Source organism: Virgibacillus sp. M23, from assembly GCF_034190895.1.
GTDB classification, from domain to species: domain Bacteria; phylum Bacillota; class Bacilli; order Bacillales; family Amphibacillaceae; genus Virgibacillus; species Virgibacillus salarius.
Genome location: NZ_JAWDHA010000034.1, coordinates 14,591 through 40,191, shown reverse-complemented (window position 1 = coordinate 40,191; position 25,601 = coordinate 14,591). Strand labels below are relative to the sequence as shown.

Here is a 25,601-nt window from a genome sequence, read left to right as displayed (position 1 = left end):
GTTTTGCTAAAAAAGTTAGCTGAAGGACAAACCCCACGGAAAGGGAAGTGGGCAGCCGGAGTGGTGGTCAAGCAAGCAGTAGCTATTATTCCATAATAGCTACTAGAGGAAGCGTAAATCTGAGCATGTAGTGATAAGGACTGAGCGAATTTTGCTCAGTTTTTCTTAATGTTTATTGGACGAAAGCACCATAATTAATAGTATGTAAATCTTGAAAATGAAATAAAGTACGTTACAATACGATGGATGAATCGATAAAAATGGAGGAAGTATAGAAAGGAAGCAATTTTTCTTGCATAATTAGTTAAAAACGAATATTATAGTCAATGTTGTTTTATTATATTCGGAAAGCAAGGTGTTTGTCTTGGATAAGATCTTTAAATTAACGAAAAATAACACAAATATCCAAACAGAGGTGATTGCAGGCCTAACAACATTTCTTACAATGGTCTATATTGTTGTGGTTAACCCCGCAATTCTCTCAGCGGCAGGAGTACCCTTTGATCAAGTGTTTATGGCTACGGTTATCTCTGCAGTTGTAGGTACACTATGCATGGCTTTCTTTGCGAATTATCCAATTGCAATAGCACCAGGTATGGGATTAAATGCATATTTTGCATCTGTTGTAGCATCAGAAGGCTTAACTTATCAGGCGATATTTGGCACTGTATTTGTTGCTGGTATCATCTTTATTCTCTTGAGTTTGACGACACTTCGAGAGACATTAATAAAAGCAATTCCTGCATCCTTAAAATATGGAATTACCTCAGGGATTGGACTATTTATCGCCTTTAATGGCTTGAGAATGGCCGGTATCGTCGCACCAAATGAAGCAAATATTGTTGGATTGGGAGACTTACATAACCCGATGACTGCTTTAACTTTAGTAGGTTTATTTATTACTTTAATTTTATTTGTCTGGAACATAAAGGGTGCTTTATTTATTGGTATGCTCATAACGACGATTATTGCTTTGTTCACAGGACAATTATCCTTTTCAGAAGGCTATGTATCAGCCCCACCAATGCCTGTGTTTTTTGACTTGGATATAGGCAGTGTCTTTAGTCAAGGTCTCTATACGATCGTTTTTGCTTTTCTACTCGTTACCATATTTGATACGACTGGAACCATGATTGGAGTGGCAGAACAAGCAGGTTTTATGAAAAACGGCAATATGCCACGAGCAAAGTCAGCCTTGTTATCGGATGCAACCGCTACAACAGTAGGTTCCATGTTCGGTACAAGCCCTTCAACAGCTTATATTGAGTCTACTTCAGGTGTAGCTGCTGGTGGTAGAACTGGACTAACATCATTAGTAATTGCTTTGCTATTTGCACTATCTATTTTCTTTACACCTATTATAGGTGCAGTTGCAAATTTACCAGCAATTACCTCGCCTGTTTTAATTATTGTAGGTTGTTTTATGATGGAAGGATTAGCTAAAATTAACTGGAAAACATTTGACGAAGCATTTCCAGCCTTTGCGATCATCCTATCCATGCCATTAACATCCAGTATCGCTACGGGAATTTCCATTGGTTTTATTACGTATCCATTATTGAAATTAGTAAACGGAAGAGGAAAGGATGTTCATTGGATATTATATGTATTTGGGATTATTTTTGTAATCCAGATGATTTTCTTTCCAACACATTAAATTATTGTGCCTCCTACGCTTGAAGCGTGGGAGTTTTTTTTATAAGTTAAGAAAGTATAAAATCAGTGCAATGACTGTGTTAAGCCAAGTAGTTATTTTGAAATGTTTGATGTATATTGGCAATGCTCCGACTAATTACTTCGCTTTCGGCGGGCACGGCCTCAACTAACTTTGCAAAGAAGAACACGTTGCAAAGTGGATTTTCGGCTCGCGCTAATCCCGCAGGAGTCTACGTAATTAGTCTCCGCTATGAGAAGGTGCAACAATTCTTGTCATAAGTAATAGGTTGACTTTTTTTACAAAAAATCGCTATCCGTGAGTATAAAAGCAGCTGTGTTACTTCATGCTAGCGTTGTAGATCCTGATAATAGCGAAGGCCGGCCACTTCAACTCCTGTGGGAAATGTTTGACCTGAAGATCCACTTTTTTGAGCGGGTTTTGCTAAAAAAGTTAGCTGAAGGACAAACCCCACGGAAAGGGAAGTGGGCAGCCGGAGTGGTGGTCAAGCAGTAGCTATTATTCCATAATAACTACTAGAGGAAGCGTAAATCGGAGCATGTAGTGATAAGGACTGAGCTAATTTTGCTCCGTTTTTTTAATAGTCTAGAAACTATAAAATTAGCCCGTGTGGAAAGATATGGGCGTGTTGAGCCGCGTCCAGAAACTAGGCTGCTTCATGAATTGCACGAATCTAAGTCATCATCAGCTCGCAAGCTCACTGTGATTCCTTTACTTCGCTCTAGTCGCTCGCTTCCGCTTTTGTTTTTGGGATAGAAGCAAAATAATTTGTTTTTTCTATTTAAAAAGGGGAACAAATAAAACAGGATATTTAAATTTACAGAAAAAACAATCTCTTGCATGACGTCTGACAACTTGGTACAATGACCTATGTATCAGAAATAATGAAAACAGTTACAATAGGGAGGAAATCAGTGTGGGAATACTTCTAGGATTACTGGCGATCGTCGTTGTCCTGGGACTAGCATTTTTAATGTCTAATGATAAGAAAAATATAAATTATAAAGGTATTATCATTATGTTAGTCTTTCAGCTGTTGATCACCTTTTTTATGTTCGAGACCAAAATTGGTCAAACGATTATTACAGGAATTTCAGCTGGTTTTAATAAATTAATTGAATTCGGTACAGAAGGGATCAATTTCGTAGTAGGTGGATTCGTATTAGAGGAAGGCGGCGTATTCTTCTTCAATGTCCTATTATTAATCATCTTCTTTGCTACGTTGTTATCCGTTTTAACATATTTACGTATTCTTCCACCACTTATTAAATATTTGGGTGGGTTAATATCAAAAGTGACAGGGCTTCCAAAGGTTGAGTCATTTAATGCTGTAAACAGTATATTCTTTGGACAATCTGAAGCATTGATTGCTATTCGTTCACAATTTCATCATTTAAATGCTAATCGGCTTTATATTGTAAGTGCTTCCGCCATGGGGTCTGTATCCGCGTCGATTGTTGGAGCATATTTGCAAATTTTGCCTAATGACTATGTATTAGTTGCACTGCCTTTGAACATGTTAAGCGCATTAATGATTTCTTCAATAATTGCACCGGTTAAAGTACCGAAAGAAGAAGACGTTGTGGATATTAAAGATGTGACGAATGATAAAAGTATTTTCGAGGCGATGGGGAATGGTGCGCTAGAAGGCGGAAAGATAGCTTTAATTGTAGCGGCAATGTTGATTGCGTTTATTGCTTCATTAGAGCTTGTAAATTGGCTGATTCAATTAATCTTTTCTGGAGCGACACTTCAACAAATTTTGGGGTATATTATAGCTCCTATTGGTATTCTGATGGGGATATCTCCAGGTGAGGTCGTCCAAGCTGGATCAATTATGGGAACAAAAATTGTAACAAATGAATTTGTCGCAATGTTACAATTCCAACCATCGATTGATTCTCTGTCAGAGAAAACCGTTGGTATCGTTTCTGTTTTCTTAACAAGCTTTGCAAACTTCTCCTCCATCGGTATTATTGCTGGAACTGTTAAGGGAATTGATGCAAAGAAAGCTGTGAGCGTATCTGGCTTCGGGCTAAAATTGCTCCTTGGTGCAACTTTAGCATCGATCTTATCAGCTACCGTTGCCGGCTTATTCTTATAAGATATGATAGGTAGGATGATTGGAGTCTAAGACAAATGTAAATAAGAAACAATCAAAAACGAACGATGATTAGTTGAATGAAATTAATTATCGCTCGTTTTTTGATTAGAATAAATATTTTAGCACCTGAAATAAGCGAGATTCCGGTGAAACAGCACGAGTCCGAAGATCCATTTGGTAACGTGTTTTTTTCTTTAACTAGTTAGCTGGTTAATAATGATCACATTTCAAAACATGAACTGAGCTACGATCCGAATAACTTCATACATTGGGACTCGCTTTCATCATCCATGCTAATGCAAATGGGAGGTATGGACAAATTTCCGTTGTAGATAAAGTAAACGCCATAATAGAGCGATAGCTCCCACAGTCAATCCAGTAATTATACCAACCCAATAGCCAAAAGGTTCAAGAACTGTATAGTTTGCTAAAATCCAACCAACCGGTAAACCAATTATCCAATAGGAGATTAACGCCATGATTAACGTAACATTAACATCTTTATAACCGCGCAATGCTCCTTGGATGGGTGCACCAAATGCATCAGCTAGCTGGAAGAAGATAGCATAAAAGATAAATTGCTTTGTAAGCTGGATAACTTCAGGATTTGAATTGTACATGGCGGCTACCCAATCTCTTGTAATATATAATACAAATCCTGCAAAAAGGGCGATAAATATGCCACCACTAATACCGATATATCCATACGTACGTGCATCTAAATATCGTTTGGCACCTATTTCGTAACCTATAGCAATAGTCAGCGCCATTCCAACGCTTAATGGAATCATATAGAGCAAGGATGCGAAATTAATTGCTGCTTGGTGGGCGGCGATAGTATAGGTACTATATACACTCATAAATAGCGTTACAGCAGAGAAAATGCTTGTTTCAAAAAACATGGCAAAACCAATTGGGATACCTATTTTTAATTGCTCCCACCAATCCTTTGCAGATGGTTTTACCCAATTCGTCAAAATAGAAAATTTGCGAAAAGGGGTAATTTTATAAATAACGGCTAGTGCCAAAATGGATACAAGCCAATAGGTTATCGAGGTTGCAATTCCTGCGCCAATTCCGCCATATGCTGGAATCCCAAATTTACCAAAAATAAAGATATAGTTAAAAAATAAGTTAAGCGGCAAGGATATAAGAATAATGAGCATGGATATCCGTGTTTGCCCTAGTGCGTCGATAAAGCATCTTACTGTATTAAAGATAAAGAGAGGAATTACTCCTGTCCCTAAGGCGATAAGATAATATTTCGCAGTTTGTCGAACCCCAGCTTCGAGTTCCATTAGGTTTAAAACAGGGTTTAGTAATATACCACCAATAGTACATACAATTATGGCAAGAACAATTGATAAATATATTGCCTGCTGTACACTATTGGTAACTTTATTTTCAGAGCTAGCTCCTGTGAGATGTGCAATTATGGGAGTAATGGCAAGTAAAATCCCATTTATACCAGTGAAAATAGGAACCCATAAGCTCGTCCCGATCGCGACACCTGCTAGATCTACTGCACCAGCACGACCTGACATGACAGTATCAAATATATTCATTAAGTACATACTCACTTGGGTAATTAGTATAGGAATTAATATTACAGCGAATAATTTTAGTTTTTCCTTTAGCGTTGTTGTCTGATACATAATTCTCTTCCTTTTTCATGTATTTTCTAATAGGATAGAAGAGGAGCGTAAAAATTATTATACCGTTTTATAGAGCAGTTTGGAAGAAAGGACGTTTTCACCTAATGAAAAATAAACGAATACTATTTACTGGAGGCGGATCTGCAGGGCATGTCATTGTTAATTTAGCTCTGATTCCGTACTATCGAGATAAAGGCTGGGACATTGATTATATTGGTTCAAAAGATGGTATCGAGCGAAAGCTTATAGGAGAAGTGGATGGTGTAACTTATCATCCTATTTCAACAGGAAAGCTTCGTCGTTATATGTCGATAGAGAATTTGAAAGATCCATTTAAAGTTTTGAAAGGAACAATGCAAGCAGTGAAAATAATTAAGAAACGCAAGCCATCCGTTATTTTTTCCAAGGGTGGATTCGTATCTGTACCTGTCATGCTGGCTGCAAAACTAACTGGTGTACCGGCAGTAGTTCATGAGTCTGATTATACACCTGGTCTAGCAAATAAAATAGCTATACCATTTGCTAAAAAAGTACTAACAACATTTTCAGAAACGAAAAATTATGTGCCAGAAAAAAAATCAGAATATGTTGGAGCAGTAGTACGAGATGAACTATTTCAAGGGAATAGAGAAAAAGGTCTTGCTTTAACAGGGCTTACAAAGGAAAAGCCGATCTTATTAATCATGGGCGGAAGCGGAGGATCACAAAAAATAAATGAAACCGTTCGGGGTAGCTTGCCAAAGCTAGTACCATTATTTCAGATCATTCATATTTGTGGTGAAGGTAAAATTGACCATCAGATAAAAGAAAATGGCTACGTCCAATTTGAATATATTACAGATGATTTAAAAGATATCTTTGCAATAAGTGACTATGTTCTATCGCGTGCAGGGTCTAATGCTATCTTTGAATTTCTTGCACTGCAATTGCCGATGCTGCTAATACCATTATCTCGTCAAGCTAGCAGAGGAGATCAGATCATAAATGCAAAATCCTTTGCCGAGAAACGGTATGCAAGAGTGTTAGAAGAGGAATCGTTGTCAGAAGACACGCTTGTACATGAGCTGGAACAATTAAAGGAATTTGCACCAATTATGATCGATACAATGAAGCAATATAAGAGCGAAGAGGCACGAGATCGCGTTATTGAGATACTTACAGAAGTACAGAATGGAAAATAATCGTAGAGCCACTGTCACAAAGGGATAGTGGCTCTGTATTTTTGATCTGTGGCTGTATTTAAATGTTCAAATAGCTCGACCCTATCTAATTGTTCCGTATTCAACGATTTTTACATCGACATTGTAATTCACGTCAATATCTGGGTATTTCTCACGCCATTCATTTTTCTCTAACTCTCCGTTAGCTTTATGCTCTCGGTAAATTTCGCCATATCCAAATGGGTCAGCCTTCATTTCCTGTGTTTTCTCTAAAAGCGCTTCATATTTCTTCTTGATCTGTTTTTCGATTTGTTTTTCCAATTTAGCAATGACACCTTTATTTTCTAATTCCAGTTCTAAAGACATCTCCAGCAAATTCATCTGAATGGTAATGTCTGTTTGAAACCGCAACTGGTTTTTATCCAGCAATTGTGTATTGTTTTTTCCTTTAATAATTCTACCATTTAGATGAATTTCTTCCTCCTTTTGACCGGAAAGACTTTTTTGAAAATAAGGTTTAAGGGGTTCTGATTGTACGCTAATATCAAATGGAGCAGAGTGAATGGTCTTTTGAAATAAATTAATTAGCAAGGCATCATGCAACGTCAGCCTATCGACATAGCTATCATTTTGAAACATAGCTATTCCTGAAAACTTTGGTGTTCCTTCAACTGAGCTGATGATAGGCAGTACGGGGTCCTGCCCCTTTTCAAAATAAGCATGTGTAAAATCATAGAGCTCTGTCTTAGGTATACTATCATCTTGGATCTTTTGATTAATTAGTCCGTTCATAAATAGTCCCACATTTATATTTGTTTCCTCTTGTCCTTTTGTTATTACTTCTTTGGCAGTTGTATCTGTTATTGCTAATAGTACTCTGTCAGATGTTCGAGCATCACGAACTAATGTGTTTAAATAGGGGAAAATTCCCTTTTTAGCTACATCCATTCCATAAAGTTCGAGGCGAATCTGCCCGGGAGTTAGTGAGAAACTCGTTTTCGTATTTGCATCGTATCTTGCTTCTTTAATTGTTTTTCCAGTACCTGAAGCAATTTTAGAAATATCTTTTGTCTGTGTATCAAATTGGAAAATAACCAAGGTAGTATCAATTAAATCTTCACCTGAAAGATCAACACCTCTTGCGTTAATAATAGCTAATCGTTCAATTGGTTTCATTTGCATACATCCTGTTACTAAAAACAGGGAGGCAGCTAAAGAAAAGAGCATTCCTTTATTTAGCATGAGTCAGTCCTCCATTCCGTTTGTTTATTCGTTTTTTTACGATGACAAGAATAAGCAATAGAAATGGATACACATAAACGAGCCAAAAACCAAGTTGTGCAGTAAAATTAATCATGAACTGTATAAGATAGTGCTCTTTTGTAAATATACTGGCAACTGCAAGTATAGCTGCTAAGACATAGAGAGAGTATTTTTGTGGGAAATAATATAAGCGCTTAAGCCCATAGGTAATAGCCCAGCAGCAAAGAATCATATTTGGTAAGGTGACCATCATCCATGCAGTTACGACGATATAGTCAAACCGTTCTACAAAAGAGAATGATTGAATTTTGAACAAACCGAGGACAGACCATTCTCTTGCACTGATCTCCTCAGGTGTAAAAAAACCAGTAACAATAACTGTTGCAGCGAGTACTAGTAGGGCAGACCAGAGTGCCCCTAAATATACAGGTAGTTTTACACTTTTCTTATTTATAACAAATGGATAGATTAAAAACAGGAGCTCTAGCCCACTGAACGTATAAGCGGAACTCCGTGCACCCTTTAGTAATTCTGTTAAGGAGGATTGAAACATTGGCTGGAAATGAGACCAGTCCATTTCCCAGATTGGTTGTGCTAATAATAAGACAAGCCAATGAGAGAGAATGAAAAAAAGAAAACAAACACCAAAAACTACTCGAATACCTCCCATAACACTATAAATAATTAAGGCAATTAATAATAATGCCATCAAAAAATTATTTAACCCTGGAAAAATAAAAATCGTTACTACTTCAATATACGTAATCAAAACAGTGAATAGACATAATCCGAAATATACAACATAAATGGCTCCGAGAAGCTTGCCTATCCATGTGCCAAATAAATCTACTTGAATTCCAAAAATATCTGCATTCTGATACTGCTTTAAAATCAAGAACATAGCAATGAGAAGAAATAGGATATAGATGAATGCAATAATGACAGCCAACCATGAATCCCTACCTGTCTCTGCAAATATAATTCTAGGTACTCCCATAATCCCTACACCAATTTGGATAGAGACAATCATAAAGAATAGGTAGAAGGATCGTAGCTGTAGATTTGGTTTTACAGTTAAATTTACTCTCACGCTTTCACCTACTCATCTATATCTTTTTTGCGCTTCGCTTTTTCTTTACTAAAACGGTATAGATCTTTTAAACGGAATGAAGAAAATCGCTTTGTTTGCATATTATAAGGCAGGCGAAATAAGGTTTTATTTAAGTCCTGCCAATTAAGCGGATACACAGGCGATAAATATGGTCTTCCTAATGATGTTAGTTTTAGTAAATGAATAATCAGAAAGCAGATGCCAAACATGATTCCAATAATACCTAAGACACCTGCAAGAACGATCATGGGAAAGCGCAAAACACGAATTGTCGTTCCCATCAGATAACTTGGAGCTGTAAACGAAGCAAGCGCACTTAGTGTAATAAAGATAATTAGAATGTTACTGGTAAGACCAGCCTGTACAGCAGCTGTTCCAACTACAACACCGCCAACGATACCCATCGTTTGTCCAACTTTTGTCGGTAATCTCGCTCCTGCCTCTCTCAGTAATTCGATGAGTAACTCAAGTAAGAAAGCTTCAAAAATAGGAGGAAAGGGTACGTTTGCCCGGGATTGCCCAAGTGAAATTAATAATGGGATTGGAATAATTTCATAATGATACGTTACTGCTGCTACATAAAAAGGAGTTAATAATACAGAAATAAACATGGCAATAAAACGGAGAATTCGAAAGAAACTACCAATATTCCAACGCATGTAAAGATCCTCCGTTGATTCAAAAAAGCTGAATAAAGTAACTGGTGCAATTATACCAGTTGGACTATTTTCAACGAGAACGCCAACGCGACCTTTGGATATAGAATAAGAAAAGCGGTCAGGTAATTCGGTTTCATAGAATTGTGGGAAGATACTAGCGGACGAATCCTCGATTAATTGAATTAAGACTGAACTATCTTCAATTTCATCAATTTCCAGGTCATTTAATCGCTGACGCATGGTTTGAATATCTGTTTCGTTCGCAATTGATTTTAAGTACGCTAAACGTATTTCCTTTGGTGAACGTTCACCAATAACAATCTTTTCTAAAACTAGATCATTCGATAAAATCCCTTTACGAGTTAAATTCATATTTGTGGCAAGAGATTCAGTAAATGCAACCTGTGGACCAAGTACCACGGATTCAGTTTCAGCCTTAGAAAGTGAGCGCTTTTCTTCTTTTTTCAAGGTATAAGAAATAATGGTGGAGTCTTGTTCAATGTAAATAAATACTTCACCTAATAAGATTCCTTTCAATATATCGTCCAAGTTGTCTACCGTTTTTCCAGAACTTAATGGAATATTATTTAATAAAGCTGTTATGGACCAGCTTTCTTTACGCTCTAAAAGTGGTTTTAGTAAAGAGTTTTCTACTTTATTTGTGTCGATGAGATAGGTGATATAAAATACAGCTATCCGCTGGTTTTGATGATTATAGATCGTATAGTTTAAATCGGAATTATGATCAAATTTTTGCTGAAGTATCGCCTGTAGATCCTCTAATTTGCTCGGGAAAATACTACTTGTCTTTTTCTTCTTAGCTCTTCTCATAATTGCCTCCAAATTGTTCCGTTCCTATAAGCTTAGTATGTCTGAAAAGGAAGGAAATATGATTTGAGATTTAAATTTATCCCACATATAACTGGCAGTAAGCCCCCACTTCAAGTAATAAGGTGAAACCTAATATGTGTGAGTGGGAGATCGACTTTATATTCCGCATCCAACAATTATTTAAAAAATTTGTGAAAAACATATTGACTTAAAATTTTGCTAATACTATAATAATTGAGAATCTAAAAAGAAGGAGGTCACATACCATGCGAATCAATCAGCAACTGACAACAAAAAATTCTATATTCTCTGTGACCTCAAGCGTGAACATGTAAAATTGTTAACTTTGGTTAACGTTAGCATTATTTAATCTTTTGAAAGGTGTCACAGGTGTCTGTGACTCTTTTGTGTTGAAAAGGGAAGTTTTTTAATTACTATTTGCCTTTTTTATGAACGCATACGTCATGGACGTATGTGTTTTTCTTTGGGTTTTGATTCATTTTAGGAGTGATTTTAGAGCTTTTTAACATCCCTATAATAAATCGCGAACTCTTATTAATGGAAAGGCATCTGCACAATGGAAAAGAATGCTTTACCGTTTGCTTGTTATACAGAGAATATAGAGGAAATGAATGTATTATTTTTATAGACCTTATATATAGAGAAAAGAAGGTGTTTATTATGTTTAGTGTTTTTAGAAAATTAAATTGGTTTTTTAAACATTATTGGAAGCGATATGTATTTGCAATTATTGCTTTAATTATTGCTAGTGCTATTGGTTTAATCCCACCTAAGATAGCGGGGTATACGATTGATCATATTCAATTTGAAACACTTACCTTACAATTGCTAACTGCAATCATCGTGGGATACTTATTGCTAATCGTCATTCATTACGCCATTTCTTACCTATGGGATTATACTTTATTTAGTGGTGCCGTTATTTTAGAAAAATGGATGAGGAGCAATTTAATGCAGCATTTCTTAGCCATGACACCATCGTTTTTTGGGAGATATCGTACAGGAGACTTAATGGCTAGAAGCACAAATGATCTTAAAGCGATAAGCTTAACTGCTGGGTTCGGTGTGTTGACGCTTGTTGATTCAAGTATATTCATGTTAATGATAATAGCTATGATGGGATTCACGATTAGCTGGAAATTAACCATTGCTTCCTTAATTCCATTGCCAATTATGGCGATTGTCATGAACAAATATGGTGCCGCTATTCATGCTCGATTTACAAAAGCGCAAGAAGCCTTTGGTGAAATGAACAATGACGTGTTAGAGTCGATTCGCGGTGTCAGGGTACTTCGAGCATTTGTACAAGAAAAGCAAGATGCACAGCGGTTTCAAGCCATGACAACAGATGTTTATGAAAAAAATATAGAAGTTGCCAAGATAGATGCGTTATTTGAACCAACGATGAAAATTTTAGTCGGCCTATCTTATACGATTGGACTTGGATACGGAGCGTTTCTCGTATTTGAAAATATTCTTACGCTCGGTGACTTAGTTACATTTAATGTTTATTTAGGAATGTTAATTTGGCCAATGTTTGCTGTCGGAGAGCTAATTAATGTTTTACAGCGAGGGAATGCATCTTTGGATCGTGTAAATCACACACTTAATTACCAAGCAGATGTGAAAGATCCGACGAAGCCTGTTCATGTATCAGAAGTAACTTCCATTGATTTTTCATCTGTTTCGTTTTCCTATCCAGATACGGAAATGGAGCAACTAAAAGACGTTTCATTACACGTGCAAAGAGGAGAAACAATCGGTATTGTTGGTAAGACAGGGGCAGGTAAAACGACTATTTTTAAACTGCTCTTACGGCAATATCCTGATATGAAAGGAAAAATAACTGTTTCTGGGGAAGATTTACAACATCTTTCGCTTGAGCAAATACGTTCTTGGATTGGTTATGTCCCACAGGACCAAATGATGTTTTCAAAAACAATTCGAGAGAACATACAGTTTGGGAAGGAAGATGCAACTGACGAGGAGATCTTTCGAGTCATGCAACTTGCCCATTTTCTTGACGATATGAAACAACTACCAAATGGGTTAGATACACAGGTTGGAGAAAGTGGTGTTACATTATCTGGAGGACAAAAACAACGAGTGGCACTAGCGCGTGCATTTATTAAAGATCCAGAGATATTAATTTTAGATGATTCATTGTCTGCTGTAGATGGAAAAACAGAAGCTAGAATCATTGATCATTTACTTAAAGAACGAAAAAATAAGACGACATTTATTGCAGCACATCGTCTATCTGCTGTTACGCATGCCGACCATATTATCGTGTTAGAAGATGGAGTGATTATAGAGCAAGGAAACCATGAGCAATTAGTAAAACAGCAAGGATGGTACCAAGAACAATATAATCAACAACAGCTAGAAGATAAGGAGGTAACTGGCTAATGACTACTGAAAGAAGACTTTTTTCTTATGCACTTCGCTTTAAGAAGGGTATCATTATTGGCTTAATTTGTTTAGTTATTGCCGTATCTTTAGAATTAGCTGGTCCTTTAATCGCGAAAAAAGTAATTGATGATCATATACTTGGCGTAGAAGGGAACTGGCAGCAGGTCATTTTAAAGGACGATACGGATACGGTTGAATATGAGGATAAGTTCTATAAACGAGCAGACCGCTTGGAGAACGAAGATGAAGTAGTGGGTGATACTGCTACCATCATAGGAATTGGTTCTACGTATTACTTTGTTCATGAAGAAGTTCCGTTACAAGGAAAACGATCTGTTGATGAAGGAACGATAACGATTACTACATCAACAGAAAAGATTGAAGTAACTGGAGAAAAACTTTCATTATCAGAGATCTATCCATTCTTTAAACCAGAGCGAAAACCGATATTATTATTACTATGTCTATATATGATACTGCTTATCATTGCTGGATTTTTTCAGTTTTATCAGACCTTTCTATTACAGCAAGCTTCTAATAAAATAGTAAAACAAATGCGAAACGACTTATTTGCTCATACGCAGCGTATACCAATTAATTACTATGTGGATCAACCAGCTGGTAAAATAGTGGCAAGAATAACCAATGATACGGAAGCGATACGAGATCTTTACGAGCGGGTTTTATCAATTGTTGTAACAAGTGTCATCTATATGGCTGGTATTTTTGTAGCACTATTTATTTTGGACGTAAAGCTTGCTGCTCTATGTCTGTTAATTATTCCATTAATTATTGGTTGGATGAAGGTATATAAGTACTTTGGTACGAAATATAATACTGTTATTCGTTCAACTATTAGTGAAATCAATGGGAATATTAATGAAGCAATTCAAGGCATGCCCATTATCCAAGCATTTCGCAGAGAAAAGAAAACAAAGGAGGACTTCGAGGTATTAAATGAGCGCCATTTTACTTACCAACGAAAGCTGGTAAAACTGAGTGCACTAACCTCTTATAATCTAGTTACTGTTTTTCGAAATCTTGCTTTTGTAGCATTTATTTGGTATTTTGGGTCATTTTCTTTAGAGCCTACTAGTGTTATATCTATTGGCCTACTCTATGCATTTGTCGATTATCTAAACCGGCTTTTTGAACCCGTTACGGATATCGTTAATCAGCTTCCTTTAATTGAGCAAGCCAGAGTGGCAGGAAATCGAGTGTTTGAATTAATGGACTATGATGGAGAGGAAGTAATGGATGACCAAGTAAAACGATATCGTGGTAATGTAGAATTTGATCATGTTTCATTTGCTTATAATGATGATGACTATATATTAAAGGATTTATCCTTTAAAATTAAAGCAGGTCAGACTGCTGCGTTTGTAGGTCATACCGGTTCTGGTAAAAGTTCAATTATGAATTTACTATTCCGTTTCTATGATCCGCAAAAAGGAAAGATTACAATTGATGGAATCTCTACAAAAGAATGGTCTCGCCAGCAAGTTCGTAGTCATATGGGTATCGTCCTACAGGATCCATTTTTATTTTCTGGTACTATTTTGTCTAATGTAACGATGAATGACCCTAATATAACTACTGATGCAGCAATTCAGGCATTAAAAGCAGTTGGGGCGGATCGTTTTATAGAAAAATTACCGAGGAAATATGAGGAAAAGGTAACAGAAGGAGGAACAACTTTTTCATTGGGGGAAAGACAATTAATATCATTTGCACGTGCATTGGCTTTCGATCCAGCTATACTGATTCTTGATGAGGCGACAGCTAATATTGATACTGAAACAGAAACAATGATTCAAGAGGCGCTAGAAGTTTTGAAATCAGGAAGAACAACCTTAGTTATTGCGCATCGTTTGTCAACGATTCAACAAGCTGATACCATATTTGTACTTGATCGTGGTACGATAAAAGAGCATGGTAATCATGAACAATTAATGATAGAGCAGGGTTATTACTATCAAATGTATCAAATGCAGCAAGGGAACAAAGCAAAGTCTGTTGTTTCATAAATATCGTAACGATGAGGTGGATTATGGATCAGAAGGATAAACAGCAGCAGGATATTATCGATGAAGATCTATATGAAGAAATTGATGATGAAGCGCTTTTTGATTTAGTTGAAGAACAACGACAAAAGGTTTTGGCCAGGGAAAAAGAAGCAAAGGAGCAATTGGAACCAAAACGTCCATTTCCAAAGTGGGCGTTTTGGCTAATTGCAGTTGTGCTTCTTTTTAATGTTATTGCTTTAATACCACGCACATTTTCCATACCCGCAATAGAGTTTTTAAAGACATCCGCACGGTTATCACTTCAAGAAGAAATTCAATTGTATAAAGAAGCAGTTGTTACAATAGAAACAGAAGATTCAAAAGGTACAGGTTTTGCAGTTTCAGCTGATGGAACCATTTTGACAAACTATCATGTGGTTGAAGGAGAAGAAAATGTAACTGTGGTATTTCCTGAGCTTGGTTTATTTAATGCAACCGTAGAAACAACGCATCCATCTATTGATTTAGCAATTTTAAATGCGGATGCCGAAAACGTACCTTATTTAAATTTAGCCAAACGAGCTTCCGTGCAGAAAGACGAACAAGTTCAGTTTATAGGAAACCCATTACGATTTAACGGGATAGCAAATGAAGGGAAAATTATCGGCTATACTAAATTAACCTCATGGGAAGAAAAAGTCATTATGATTGAAGCTCCCGTATACAGAGGTAATAGTGGTAGTCCTGTAATAAATAGGGAAGGAAAGGTAGTTGGGATTATTTTTGCTACTTTGGACCATGATTCATACGGTAAGGTTGGTTTATTTTATCCTATTGACTATTATTATCAATATCAATAATACGGTTGGTTTATTAATTTTTATAAAGGGTAATACATTTGTAAACGTCTAAGGAGGCGATTACAATGTTTTTAACATCTGAATTAAAGAATTATAAAATTCATGCTTCAGATGGAGTGATGGGAAAGGTTAAGGATCTTTACTTTGATGATAATAAATGGGCCATTCGTTATGCAGTTGTAGATACACGAAAGTGGTTGCCAGGCAGACGTGTGCTTATGTCACCAGCGTCCTTTCGAGCTCTAAATGAACGAGAAAAACATGTAGAAGTAAAGCATGATAAAGAAGTAATTCGAAATAGTCCAACCATACCTGAAGAAAATGCAGTTACTAAGGATGATGAAAATTCGCTGATTAGTTACTATGGATGGGCAAGATACTGGGCAGGTAGTATGATTTGGGGAGTAGTAGATCAACCAATGACCTTCCCGCGATCAACAAATGATAGTTCAGATAACTATGAGAATCATGTGAGTGACTGGCAAACTTATAATCTTCGAAGTGAAGATGAAACCATTGGTTTTAAGGTTCATGCAAATGACGGTAAGATTGGTCATATTGCTGATTTAATTGTTGATACTAATTATTGGAAGGTAAGCTATGTAATTGTACAAAATAGTGAGAAATTCACAGAAGAAGCTTATTTTATTTTTCCAATTGAGAAAATTCAACAGGTGGACTGGTTTGAAAAAGACATGTATTTAAATACCTCTCTTTCAGATGTAAAATTAAAAAAAGAATATTATACGAAAACGTCCATATTAGAAAGCTTTGAAATAATACAAAATTGAATATTGCTTCCTTCAGAGGAGTGAAAAAGCACTTTCAAATAACTCTGCTCTCTTTTAACACAACTGGAGTACACTCTCCTTCCCTGGGAAATGTTTATTTTCCCTGCAAGCAAAGAAGCTCCATTCCGAGATTTGTACTGTTTCTCTTTTATAACTGTAGTCTCGTATATTTCAGTTGCTGAATGTAAACGAAATGATGATACACCACCTTCAGTTTGTAGAAAACGCCTAGTTTTTTCTTGGGCAATTTGTGAATAATTTCACGACGAACGTTAGAGCCTCCTTGCGAAATGTATGTTGCTTGGAGGCCTGTCTGGTCTAGTTTTTGCTTTTATTGCTATAGCGAAGTTATGATGGTTATTATTGTCTCTACATAAAAATAACTGCCGAGAAAAAATTCCTCAGCAGTTATAGAAAATAAAGTCTATATAGATTATTTGTGTTCATGAAATGATAATTGGCTAGTATTTTGATTGGTTGGATCTTTCCTCTATTTCCTTTCTATTTATGTGGATGGTGGGAGATTTAAAATCTCTAGATGCTTGCATATCGTAGTTAGAAGCTTTCATAAATGACCATGCTAACAGAAACATAATCAAAATAAGTGGGAATCCAGCAACAATACTTGCTGTTTGTAATGCTTTTAAATCACCAATAAACATTAATACGAGAGGTAATAGACAAAGGGTGAACGCCCAAAATAATCTGTTCCAACGTAAAGGCTCTCCTTTAATTCGCTTCTGAACAACTGCTGCCAAAATATAGGAAGAAGAATCAAAGGTTGTCGATAGAAAAATGACGGCAAGAATAGTGAATAAACCTACAATCATATCAGCCATTGGTAATTGATGAAGAATGGCAATAATTGCAGCAGGTGCACCATTATCATTCATAAAGCCAATGACATCAAACGATCCCGATAATTGTAAATAGAGACCAAAGTTTCCAAGAATACCAAAGAAGAGAATACAACCAAATGTTCCATAAATCATTGTACCGAGAATCATTTCTCTAATCGTTCTCCCTCGAGAGATGCGAGCAACAAATAGACCTACAAATGGTGCATAAACAACCCACCATGCCCAATAAAACACGGTCCAAGATTCAGGGAAGCCTGTTTCTGTAAAACCACCAAAATTTCGAAATGGTTCTAGCCATGTTGCCATTCGGAAGAAGTTATCTGCAAGAATTCCGAGGCTTGAGAAAGTTGTTTCACTAATAAAAAGGGTTGGTCCGAATATAAAAACAAAAGCCATTAAGATAATAGTTAGCCAAATATTGATATCACTTAATATTTTTATTCCTCGACGTAATCCAGAATAAGCGCTAATTGCAAAGATTAAAGTACATAGTAACATAATCCCTGCTTTTAAACCTAATGTCACCGGGATCCCTGTTAGATCATGGATACCTTCAGCGATCATCGGTGTTCCTAACGCTAATGTTGTGCCAGCACCTCCCATTAACCCAAACATGAATAATATGTCAATGATTACTCCTACTGGTCCATCAACAAGATTACCAAGTATTGGTCTAACAGCTTCACTAATTTTTAAGACTGGCTTTTTACGTACATAATAGAAGTAAGCGATTGGCAATGCAGGTAATGTATAGATAGCCCATGCAATCGGACCCCAATGAAAAATACCGTATGAAGATGCCCACTGGATTGCTTCTTTTGACTTTGCTTCCACTCCAAACGGTGGTCCTTGATAATAGTATGCCCACTCGATCATACCCCAGTAAAGGATACTGGATCCGATACCAGCTGCAAATAACATGGCAGCCCAAGAAAAGGTATTAAATTCCTTTTTCTCTTCTTTATTTCCTAACTTAATTCTACCATTCTTACTGAAGGCCACAAATAATAAAAAGATAAATGATGCCAAACCTAACAGTAAATAAAGGATACCAAAATTACCTGTCATAAATGCGTTCGCTTCATTTATAACTTCAGCTCCAGCCTCAGGGAAAATAATAAGTGGAAGTGATACTCCTAATAATATGACAAGTGCCCCTAAAAACGTTGGCCAATCAATTAATTTAAAATTCATATAAGAATCAAAACCTTTCTTTATTATAATGCTTTTTCCGATTTTAAGGACTTATTAATCGTAGCAAACAGGGGAAGAGCAAACAAACGGCAAATAATACGTAAACTTTATAAAATTTATTATTTATAAAGTTTATATAATGTCAGCTTCAATATTCTCTTATATACTCCATAATGCTACAAAAAATCTTGGTTTCGAAATTTCTTCTGCCATGATACAGTTTCCTAAGATTAAAAAAGGATGGTTAATATGTCGTCACAATCAAATAAAGGAATAGTAGAAATTCAATCACACTTTGTGGAAAAGATTGCAGATAATATGCAATCTTTTGGAGTGTCTACAACAGTTGGACGTGTCTTAGGAATTATTTATATGCAGGGCAAGCCAATGACCTTGGATGAACTCTCTGCGGAAACAGGTATGAGCAAGACAAGAATGAGCCAGGTTGTCCGTGAAATGATTGACTTAAATATCGCAGAACGTGTTTTTAAAAAAGGCGTTCGAAAAGATTTGTATCAGGTTGAGCAAGACTATTATCAAACTTTCACGTCACTGTTTACTTCAACGTGGCATAATGCAATCAATAAACATATCCATTTTGAACAAAAGTTAAAAGAAAAGTTGAATGATCTAAATCATGTAGAAAAGCTACCTGATACAAATGAGCAGTTAATAACTGAAATTACAATTGAGTTAAAAGCGTGGATGGATTATTATGACTGGATCAAACGATTAATTTCTTTCTTTGAGAGTGGCGAAATATTTCAACATGTTCCGAAAAAACAAGCAGGGGGTAATAAATATGAATAGAAAAGTAATTCTATCTTGTGCAGTAACCGGAGCAGGAGAGACTGCAGAAAAAAGTCCGCACGTTCCTGTGACACCGAAGGAAATTGCTGATTCAGCGATTAAAGCGGCAAAAGCAGGTGCAACCATTGCACATATACATGTGCGTGACCCAAAATCTGGTAAATTAAGTCACGATGTTCAATTATTCCAAGAAGTAGTTGAACGAATCCGTGAGTCTGATACAGATGTTGTTCTAAATCTTACAGCTGGTGGAGGTGGTGACTGGCTACCAAGTGAAGCAGACCCGACAAAAGGTGGGAAAGGTACAGATATTCAAACGCCTGAGGAACGACATGAGCCAGTTGGATTATTACTTCCTGAGATCTGTACATTGGATTGTGGCAGTGTTAATTTTGGTGATCAAATCTATATTAGTCCTGCTACTTGGCTACGTAAACAAGCTAAGTTAATAAAAGAGAGCGGGGTTAAACCTGAGCTTGAATGCTTTGATACGGGACATATTCGCTTTGCTAATCAATTACTACAAGAGGGACTTATTGATGGTGATCCGATGTATCAATTTTGTTTGGGAATTCCTTGGGGAGCAGACGCAGACGCAGAAACTTTAGCATATATGAAAAATCGTTTACCTGAAAATGCAAAATGGGCTGCGTTTGGTATTGGCAAAATGCAATTGCCAATGGTCACTGAATCTGTTGTTCAGGGAGGAAATGCACGAGTAGGTTTAGAAGATAATTTATACTTGAAAAAAGGAAAGTTAGCAACGAATGAACAACTTGTCGACAAGGCTGTTGAAAAAATCCAAGGATTGGGACATGATGTAATGAATCCGCAAGAAGCACGAGAATATTTAAAACTAAGAAACCCATACAGTAAAGGGGAATAAATCAGCATGACAATAGAAGCTTTAGAATCAACAAAAAAAATCAAAAATATCACCGTGGTTGGAACTGGTGTTATTGGTAATGGATGGATCACGAGATTTTTAGCAAATGGATATCGAGTTACAGCAAGTGATCCAGATCCAGCAGCAGAAAAACGGACAAGGGATGCGGTGAATAGAGCTTGGCCGGTAATGAAGGAAACAGGATTAGCTCCAGGGGCATCACTCTCTAATTTATCATTCGAGAAGGATCTACAAAAAGCAGTATCAACTGCAGACTATGTACAAGAAAATGTTCCAGAGCGTGAAGCATTAAAACGTAAGGTAATTGCAGAAATAGATCAGCATGCTTCAGAAGCTACTATAATTGCTTCAAGTACTTCAGGTATTCTACCAAGTACATTACAGGCAGATTGTTTGTATCATCCTGAAAGAGTGATAGTTGCACATCCGTTTCATCCTGTATATTTAATGCCTTTAGTTGAAATAGTGGGTGGTAATAAAACAGTTGGATCTACTATTGAAAAAGCAAGAAGCTTCTATGACCAAATGAGTATGAAGCCACTTGTCATTAAGAAAGAAATTGAAGGACATGTCGCAGATCGATTAATGGAAGCAATTTGGAGAGAAGCTTTGCATATCGTAAATGACGGTATAGCAACGACTGATGAGGTCGACGCTTCTATTGTATATGGACCTGGTTTACGCTGGGCATTAATGGGACCATTCATGACCTTGCATATGGGTGGGGGAAAAGAAGGCATGAAGCATCTTCTTGAACAGTTTGGTCCAGCATTAAAGCTACCATGGACCAAGCTTGTAGCGCCAGAGTTAACGGATGAGCTTACAGAGAAAGTAATAACTGGCTGTGAAAGCCAAACCGCTGGGACCACAATGGAAGAATTAGAAGAACGTAGAGATCAATTTTTAATAGAATTACAGGAGTTATTAAAGAAATACTGGCCTGCTGCTACAATTAATGGCGACATATAGAAATGAGGGAATGTTAATGCCAAGCTCGATTATTTTACAAGATAGTGTTCGAGAAGAATGGATTGATTATAATGGCCATATGAATGATGCAGAATATGTTCGAGTTTTTAGCCGAGCTGTGGATAAACTTATGTATACTATAGGTCTGACGGAAGAAGTACGTAATCAAGAAAATTATACATTATTCACATTAGAGACACATGTTTGTTATTTGGCGGAAATGAATGTTGCTGAGCCAATAGAAGTATCGTTTCAGATGTTGGATTATGATAATAAGCGTGTACATGCTTTCTTCGAATTATATGGTGAAGACGGAAAAAGAGCTGCGACAAGTGAGCAGTTACTGATGGGGATTGACCATTCAACTGGGAAGTCTGCACCGTTTCCAACAGCTATCCTTTCGAATGTTGATGAAATCGCAGATAGTTGTATGCCTGAAGAAAAACCAAAGGAAGCAGGACGCGTTATCGGTATTCGAAGAAAAAAATAAAAGGTGGAAGCAAGAAAAACCTCTGGTGAGTTCCAGAGGTTTTTTTGTGGTTTAGGAATATAAAATTTTCCCATGTGGACAAACTTGGGCGTGTTGAGCTGCGTCCAGCTCCAGCTCCCAGAAGCTAGGTGACTTCACGAATTATCCTAATCTAAGCCATCATCGATTCGTAAGCACACCGTGATTGCTTTATCTGCGTTGACTTGCTCCAGTGATTACGTTTCTATTCGTGCGCTTCCGCTTTTGTTCTAAGAAAAATCAAATTGAATATGAGCAGAAAGTCATAGGTAAAAATTGATTAAAGACAATGTGAACAAAATGTTACATAATAGAGATAGGCTAGTAATTTTATTTTAAACAAAATGTAACGGTTTTGTCCTAGCCACTTGTAAAACCTTACGTTAAGATATAATAACTCGTGCTATGAGAATCATACACGTATATTTAATACATAACTGATGGTTTTGGGACTCGCCCCGCTTTTGTAAATATAAACAATAGCGTAACGTATGGAAAAAGCAGTCAACTACTGCTATGAAACAATCTGAAAAATAGTGAAAGACTTTTTTGATACTCTGAATAAAGATGGTGAATACATCGTGAATAATATATATATAAATGATGAATATGGAATGAAACGTAAATATAAAAGGCCTACGCCCAAAAACGATTTGAAAAGAACGAAAACTATAATGGCTGGGGGGGCTTCAGTTTGATGATGAGCAAGTCATTAAAGGATACTCCCCTAGAAGAAATGATTATATGTGCCCAGCAAGGAGATCAAAACGTACAAAATTATCTTTTAAAAACATATCAACCCTTCATTGCGAAGTGTGTGTCTGAGGTATGTAAACGGTATATTGATCCAAAAAAAGATGATGAATTTAGTATTGGTCTTTCCGCTTTCAATGAAGCGATACAATCGTATGTTCCGGAAAGGGGGAGCTCGTTTTTATCTTTTGCAAAATTAGTTATCAAGCGAAAGGTAATAGACTATATTCGTTATACACAAAAACGTCCAGTTGCAGTATCTTTAGATGAAACCTATGATGCTGAACAAATGGAGAATCCAACAGAAATATTGGCTGTTAAAGAAATGTATCAATTAGAACAGGATGCGTGGTATCGGAAACAAGAAATAATGGATTTTAAAGAAAAATTAAAACTGTACAAGATGAGCTTAGCTGAATTAACAGAAGTATCTCCTAAGCATAGAGATGCGCGTGAGTCAGCGATTCGTACCGCAAGAATCTTGTATGAGGATCAACAAATGAAGGAGTATGTATTAGCCAAACGGAAGCTGCCAATTAAGGATTTAGTTAAAAAAGTAGATGTCAGTAAAAAGACGTTAGAACGTAATAGAAAATACATTCTAGCTATATTTATTGTACTTACGGAGGACTATCTATACCTTAAAGATTATTTGAAGGGGGTGGGTCAGTGAAAAAAGGGATCATCATGGAACAGCATCGCAAGTATATGATTGTATTAACAGAAGAAGGGGCTTTCTATAAAGCAGTACCGGTAAAAAATGCTGAATTAGGTACCGAAGTGTCATTTAAACCAATGAAGGCGAAAAAGGGATTACTGTTCTCTTTTGGTGGGAATAAAATGAATGCTTCGCTTCGTTTGCTTGCTCTAGTAAGTGTCATGCTTTTATTTGTGCTACCTTTTTATTTTGTTATGGAGAAGAGTAAAACATATGCTTATGTAAGTATTGATATTAACCCTAGTATAGAGCTAGAGGTAACTGAAAATATGCTGGTTCAATCAATAAGACCAGTTAATGATGATGCTGAACTAATATTAGATAAATTAACTAATTATGAAAATAAAAACCTCGATGAAGTTATACATATGATTATGGATAAAAGTGAGGAAACAGGTTTAATAAATAATCAAAAGAATATGTTGGTAGGTGTAAGCCTAAAGGATCCAGATACATCTATTTTGGACAGTTTAGACGGCTATTTCCCTGAAGGTGATTCCGATTGGAAAATTGCAACCTTTTTCGTACCAGAAAAAATTAGAGAAGAAGCGGAGAAAACCAATAAATCCATGAATGAAATAATGGCTCAAGCTATCCAAGATAAAGATGAAGTGGTCGATACGTCTAATTCAGAAAAAATGATGAATGATCAAGATAAAGCTATAATTAATTCATTTTATAATTCAAAGGAAAACGATCATTCAGAGTCCACTACTGAAGATTCAGGGGAAACGAATTCATCTAAAATTAACAACACTTCTAAGGAACAGGCACCAATAACACCTGATATTAGTAAACAGAGAGCTGTCCCTGAACAACACGAAAAAAAGAAAACATCTGTTGAGAAAAATAATGCTAATCATAACAAAGACAAAAAAAGAATGAAGTACGAAAAAAAAGATAAGAAGGATCCAAAAAAACATAACCAGAATAAACAAAAAAACAAGTCCAAACAACGAAAAAATAACAATGATCCTAGGGATAAGCATCAGAATAATCACCGTAATTGGGATGATGATGAATGGCATCATCACCGGGATAAGGATGAAGATGAAAACGACTACAAAGAAGAGGATTATGAAGAAAGGGGTAGAAGCGGTCAGCATTATCATAAAAATGAAAAACATCAAGATAGAGAAGAGCGTTATGGTGACGATTAAATAGGAGCATTGGTTCGAAAAATAAAAAAAGAGAGCTGTCACATATCATGCACGTATGAGATACATGAAATATTTGACAGCTCTTTTTATGCGCGCTTAACATAGTAATCACTTTGAAACAAAATTATAGTTCCATGGCAATGGATGGCTCATGCTTCATGGCATGGTCTAAATAATAAAGCAGGTTATCATGGGAATTCATAATTTTACGTTCCTCTATTGAATAATGGTAAGCATGTAGAAATCGCTGAATTTTTTTTGAAAGTAAATCATCCTTTGTACGTACCATTAGTACGAGTAAATCATCCCATTGTCCCCAAAGTGTGTAGTACAACGCTTTATCGTAATCAGGAATGTCCATTTTACCCCTCCTTAAATTGTAAGGGTTAGTCATAGTGTCCCCGCATAATATATATATTGTCTGAAACAAAAATGGTGTGTCTGCCAGATAAAGGTAGTAAAAAAAAGTATAATAAATCTTCGTCGATTCATACTAAGAACAAAACAAAGGAGGGTATTTAAATGAAATCAAAGTTTTTCACTCTTTTTGCAGTACTTAGTATTGTGTTGATGGGTTGTGCAAATACGGATGATAATAATAATCAAGATGCAGCTGAGGATAATGTAGAGCAGACTAGATATAATAATGCTGGTGATGGCATGGCTGGTGAACGTGATTATGAGATGAGAAGAACCTCAGAACGTGATCAAGAAACGAATAACAATGACCGTTATGATATCTCAAAAGAGGCTGCTGATAAAATAACAGATGAAATTGCCGAAATTGATCGCGCATATGTCGTAACGACGGATAATAATGCTTATGTAGCTGCAGGACTAGATGCTAATGATAACCCAAATATGGAAAATACCAACACAAATAATAATGAAGATAATGGCAATGAAGTTACGGATGAAGTAAAGTCCAAAATCAAGAAAATTGTACAATCGGTTGACGGAGATATTGACAATGTATATGTCTCTACGAATCCTGATTTTCTTAACCTAACACAAAATTATGCAGATGATGTTGATAATGGTGAACCAATAGAAGGGTTCTTTGACCAATTTGGAAACATGATTGAAAGGTTATTTCCAGAAAATCAATAATTCATTAAACGAGTGATTCTTTAAGGAGTCACTCGTTTTTCTTTTAAAAATATGTCACATCATG

21 protein-coding genes are annotated in these 25,601 nt (G+C 36.3%); 15 read left to right on the top strand and 6 right to left on the bottom strand.

Translation table 11 applies throughout. From position 1 onward, the window contains the following. Positions 1-373: 373 nt before the first annotated feature. From RVS70_RS13610 to RVS70_RS13600, 3 genes are all read left to right on the top strand, one after another. A complete protein-coding gene (locus RVS70_RS13610; RefSeq protein ID WP_228089236.1) occupies positions 374-1,657 on the top strand; it encodes an NCS2 family permease in 1,284 nt (427 codons plus the stop codon). Positions 1,658-1,972: 315 nt separating this feature from the next. Next, positions 1,973-2,170, top strand: a complete 198-nt coding sequence (locus RVS70_RS13605) for a hypothetical protein (RefSeq protein WP_121604799.1) — start codon at positions 1,973-1,975, stop codon at positions 2,168-2,170. 421 nt (positions 2,171-2,591) lie between these two features. Continuing rightward, on the top strand, positions 2,592-3,779 hold the full coding sequence (locus tag RVS70_RS13600) for a NupC/NupG family nucleoside CNT transporter (protein WP_121604828.1): 1,188 nt from the start codon (positions 2,592-2,594) through the stop codon (positions 3,777-3,779). Positions 3,780-4,072: 293 nt separating this feature from the next. Here RVS70_RS13600 and RVS70_RS13595 read toward each other — a convergent pair whose 3' ends face one another. Further along, a complete protein-coding gene (locus RVS70_RS13595) occupies positions 4,073-5,434 on the bottom strand; it encodes an MATE family efflux transporter (protein ID WP_026682768.1) in 1,362 nt (453 codons plus the stop codon). 104 nt (positions 5,435-5,538) lie between these two features. Between RVS70_RS13595 and RVS70_RS13590 the strand changes: the two genes are divergently transcribed. Continuing rightward, on the top strand, positions 5,539-6,615 hold the full coding sequence (locus tag RVS70_RS13590; RefSeq protein ID WP_121604829.1) for an undecaprenyldiphospho-muramoylpentapeptide beta-N-acetylglucosaminyltransferase: 1,077 nt from the start codon (positions 5,539-5,541) through the stop codon (positions 6,613-6,615). A gap of 81 nt (positions 6,616-6,696) precedes the next feature. Here RVS70_RS13590 and RVS70_RS13585 read toward each other — a convergent pair whose 3' ends face one another. Genes RVS70_RS13585 through RVS70_RS13575 form a run of 3 tightly spaced genes read right to left on the bottom strand, consistent with a single transcriptional unit; the run spans position 6,697 to position 10,458 of the window. Continuing rightward, positions 6,697-7,836 carry a Ger(x)C family spore germination protein gene (locus RVS70_RS13585; protein ID WP_080668752.1) on the bottom strand — a complete coding sequence of 380 codons (1,140 nt, stop codon included), beginning with the start codon at positions 7,834-7,836 and terminating at the stop codon, positions 6,697-6,699. After that, complete coding sequence (locus RVS70_RS13580) at positions 7,826-8,947, bottom strand: GerAB/ArcD/ProY family transporter (protein WP_321133693.1); 1,122 nt, start codon at positions 8,945-8,947, stop codon at positions 7,826-7,828. The genes RVS70_RS13585 and RVS70_RS13580 overlap by 11 nt, the downstream gene beginning before the upstream one ends. An 8-nt stretch (positions 8,948-8,955) precedes the next feature. Next, the gene (locus RVS70_RS13575; RefSeq protein ID WP_026682765.1) at positions 8,956-10,458 is read right to left on the bottom strand and encodes a spore germination protein; all 1,503 of its coding nucleotides are present in this window, start codon (positions 10,456-10,458) and stop codon (positions 8,956-8,958) included. Positions 10,459-11,139: 681 nt separating this feature from the next. On the opposite strand from RVS70_RS13575, the gene RVS70_RS13570 reads away from it, so the two are divergent. The 4 genes from RVS70_RS13570 (at position 11,140) to RVS70_RS13555 (ending at position 16,548) form a co-directional block, all read left to right on the top strand. After that, entirely contained in the window at positions 11,140-12,888 is a 1,749-nt protein-coding gene (locus RVS70_RS13570) for an ABC transporter ATP-binding protein (protein WP_321133692.1), read from the top strand. Next, on the top strand, positions 12,888-14,918 hold the full coding sequence (locus tag RVS70_RS13565) for an ABC transporter ATP-binding protein (protein WP_026682763.1): 2,031 nt from the start codon (positions 12,888-12,890) through the stop codon (positions 14,916-14,918). The genes RVS70_RS13570 and RVS70_RS13565 overlap by 1 nt, the downstream gene beginning before the upstream one ends. Before the next feature lie 23 nt (positions 14,919-14,941). Continuing rightward, positions 14,942-15,757 (top strand): S1 family peptidase, encoded by an 816-nt coding sequence (locus RVS70_RS13560; protein ID WP_121604834.1) that lies wholly within the window; start codon positions 14,942-14,944, stop codon positions 15,755-15,757. 65 nt (positions 15,758-15,822) lie between these two features. Beyond that, a complete protein-coding gene (locus RVS70_RS13555; RefSeq protein ID WP_205388390.1) occupies positions 15,823-16,548 on the top strand; it encodes a PRC-barrel domain-containing protein in 726 nt (241 codons plus the stop codon). 461 nt (positions 16,549-17,009) lie between these two features. Here RVS70_RS13555 and RVS70_RS13550 read toward each other — a convergent pair whose 3' ends face one another. Further along, entirely contained in the window at positions 17,010-18,602 is a 1,593-nt protein-coding gene (locus tag RVS70_RS13550; RefSeq protein WP_026682761.1) for a BCCT family transporter, read from the bottom strand. Between the two features lie 249 nt (positions 18,603-18,851). On the opposite strand from RVS70_RS13550, the gene RVS70_RS13545 reads away from it, so the two are divergent. The 6 genes from RVS70_RS13545 (at position 18,852) to RVS70_RS13520 (ending at position 24,427) form a co-directional block, all read left to right on the top strand. Next, complete coding sequence (locus RVS70_RS13545; protein WP_205388391.1) at positions 18,852-19,412, top strand: GbsR/MarR family transcriptional regulator; 561 nt, start codon at positions 18,852-18,854, stop codon at positions 19,410-19,412. After that, positions 19,405-20,298, top strand: coding sequence for a 3-keto-5-aminohexanoate cleavage protein (locus tag RVS70_RS13540; RefSeq protein WP_121604836.1), 894 nt, complete (start codon positions 19,405-19,407; stop codon positions 20,296-20,298). The genes RVS70_RS13545 and RVS70_RS13540 overlap by 8 nt, the downstream gene beginning before the upstream one ends. Positions 20,299-20,304: 6 nt before the next feature. Then, positions 20,305-21,288, top strand: coding sequence for a 3-hydroxyacyl-CoA dehydrogenase NAD-binding domain-containing protein (locus tag RVS70_RS13535; RefSeq protein ID WP_321133687.1), 984 nt, complete (start codon positions 20,305-20,307; stop codon positions 21,286-21,288). A gap of 16 nt (positions 21,289-21,304) precedes the next feature. Then, on the top strand, positions 21,305-21,778 hold the full coding sequence (locus tag RVS70_RS13530) for a thioesterase family protein (RefSeq protein ID WP_026682758.1): 474 nt from the start codon (positions 21,305-21,307) through the stop codon (positions 21,776-21,778). Between the two features lie 715 nt (positions 21,779-22,493). Continuing rightward, positions 22,494-23,222 carry an RNA polymerase sigma factor SigI gene (gene sigI / locus RVS70_RS13525; protein WP_034678168.1) on the top strand — a complete coding sequence of 243 codons (729 nt, stop codon included), beginning with the start codon at positions 22,494-22,496 and terminating at the stop codon, positions 23,220-23,222. Then, a complete protein-coding gene (locus RVS70_RS13520) occupies positions 23,219-24,427 on the top strand; it encodes an anti-sigma factor domain-containing protein (protein ID WP_321133684.1) in 1,209 nt (402 codons plus the stop codon). Before sigI ends, RVS70_RS13520 begins: the two co-directional genes overlap by 4 nt. Before the next feature lie 124 nt (positions 24,428-24,551). Here the strand turns inward: RVS70_RS13520 and RVS70_RS13515 are convergent, their stop codons facing one another. Then, positions 24,552-24,788, bottom strand: coding sequence for a YhdB family protein (locus RVS70_RS13515; protein ID WP_321133682.1), 237 nt, complete (start codon positions 24,786-24,788; stop codon positions 24,552-24,554). A 161-nt stretch (positions 24,789-24,949) separates the two neighbouring features. Here RVS70_RS13515 and RVS70_RS13510 point away from each other — a divergent pair, with 161 nt between their 5' ends. Then, positions 24,950-25,537, top strand: a complete 588-nt coding sequence (locus RVS70_RS13510) for a YhcN/YlaJ family sporulation lipoprotein (RefSeq protein ID WP_026679650.1) — start codon at positions 24,950-24,952, stop codon at positions 25,535-25,537. Positions 25,538-25,601 lie beyond the last annotated feature (64 nt).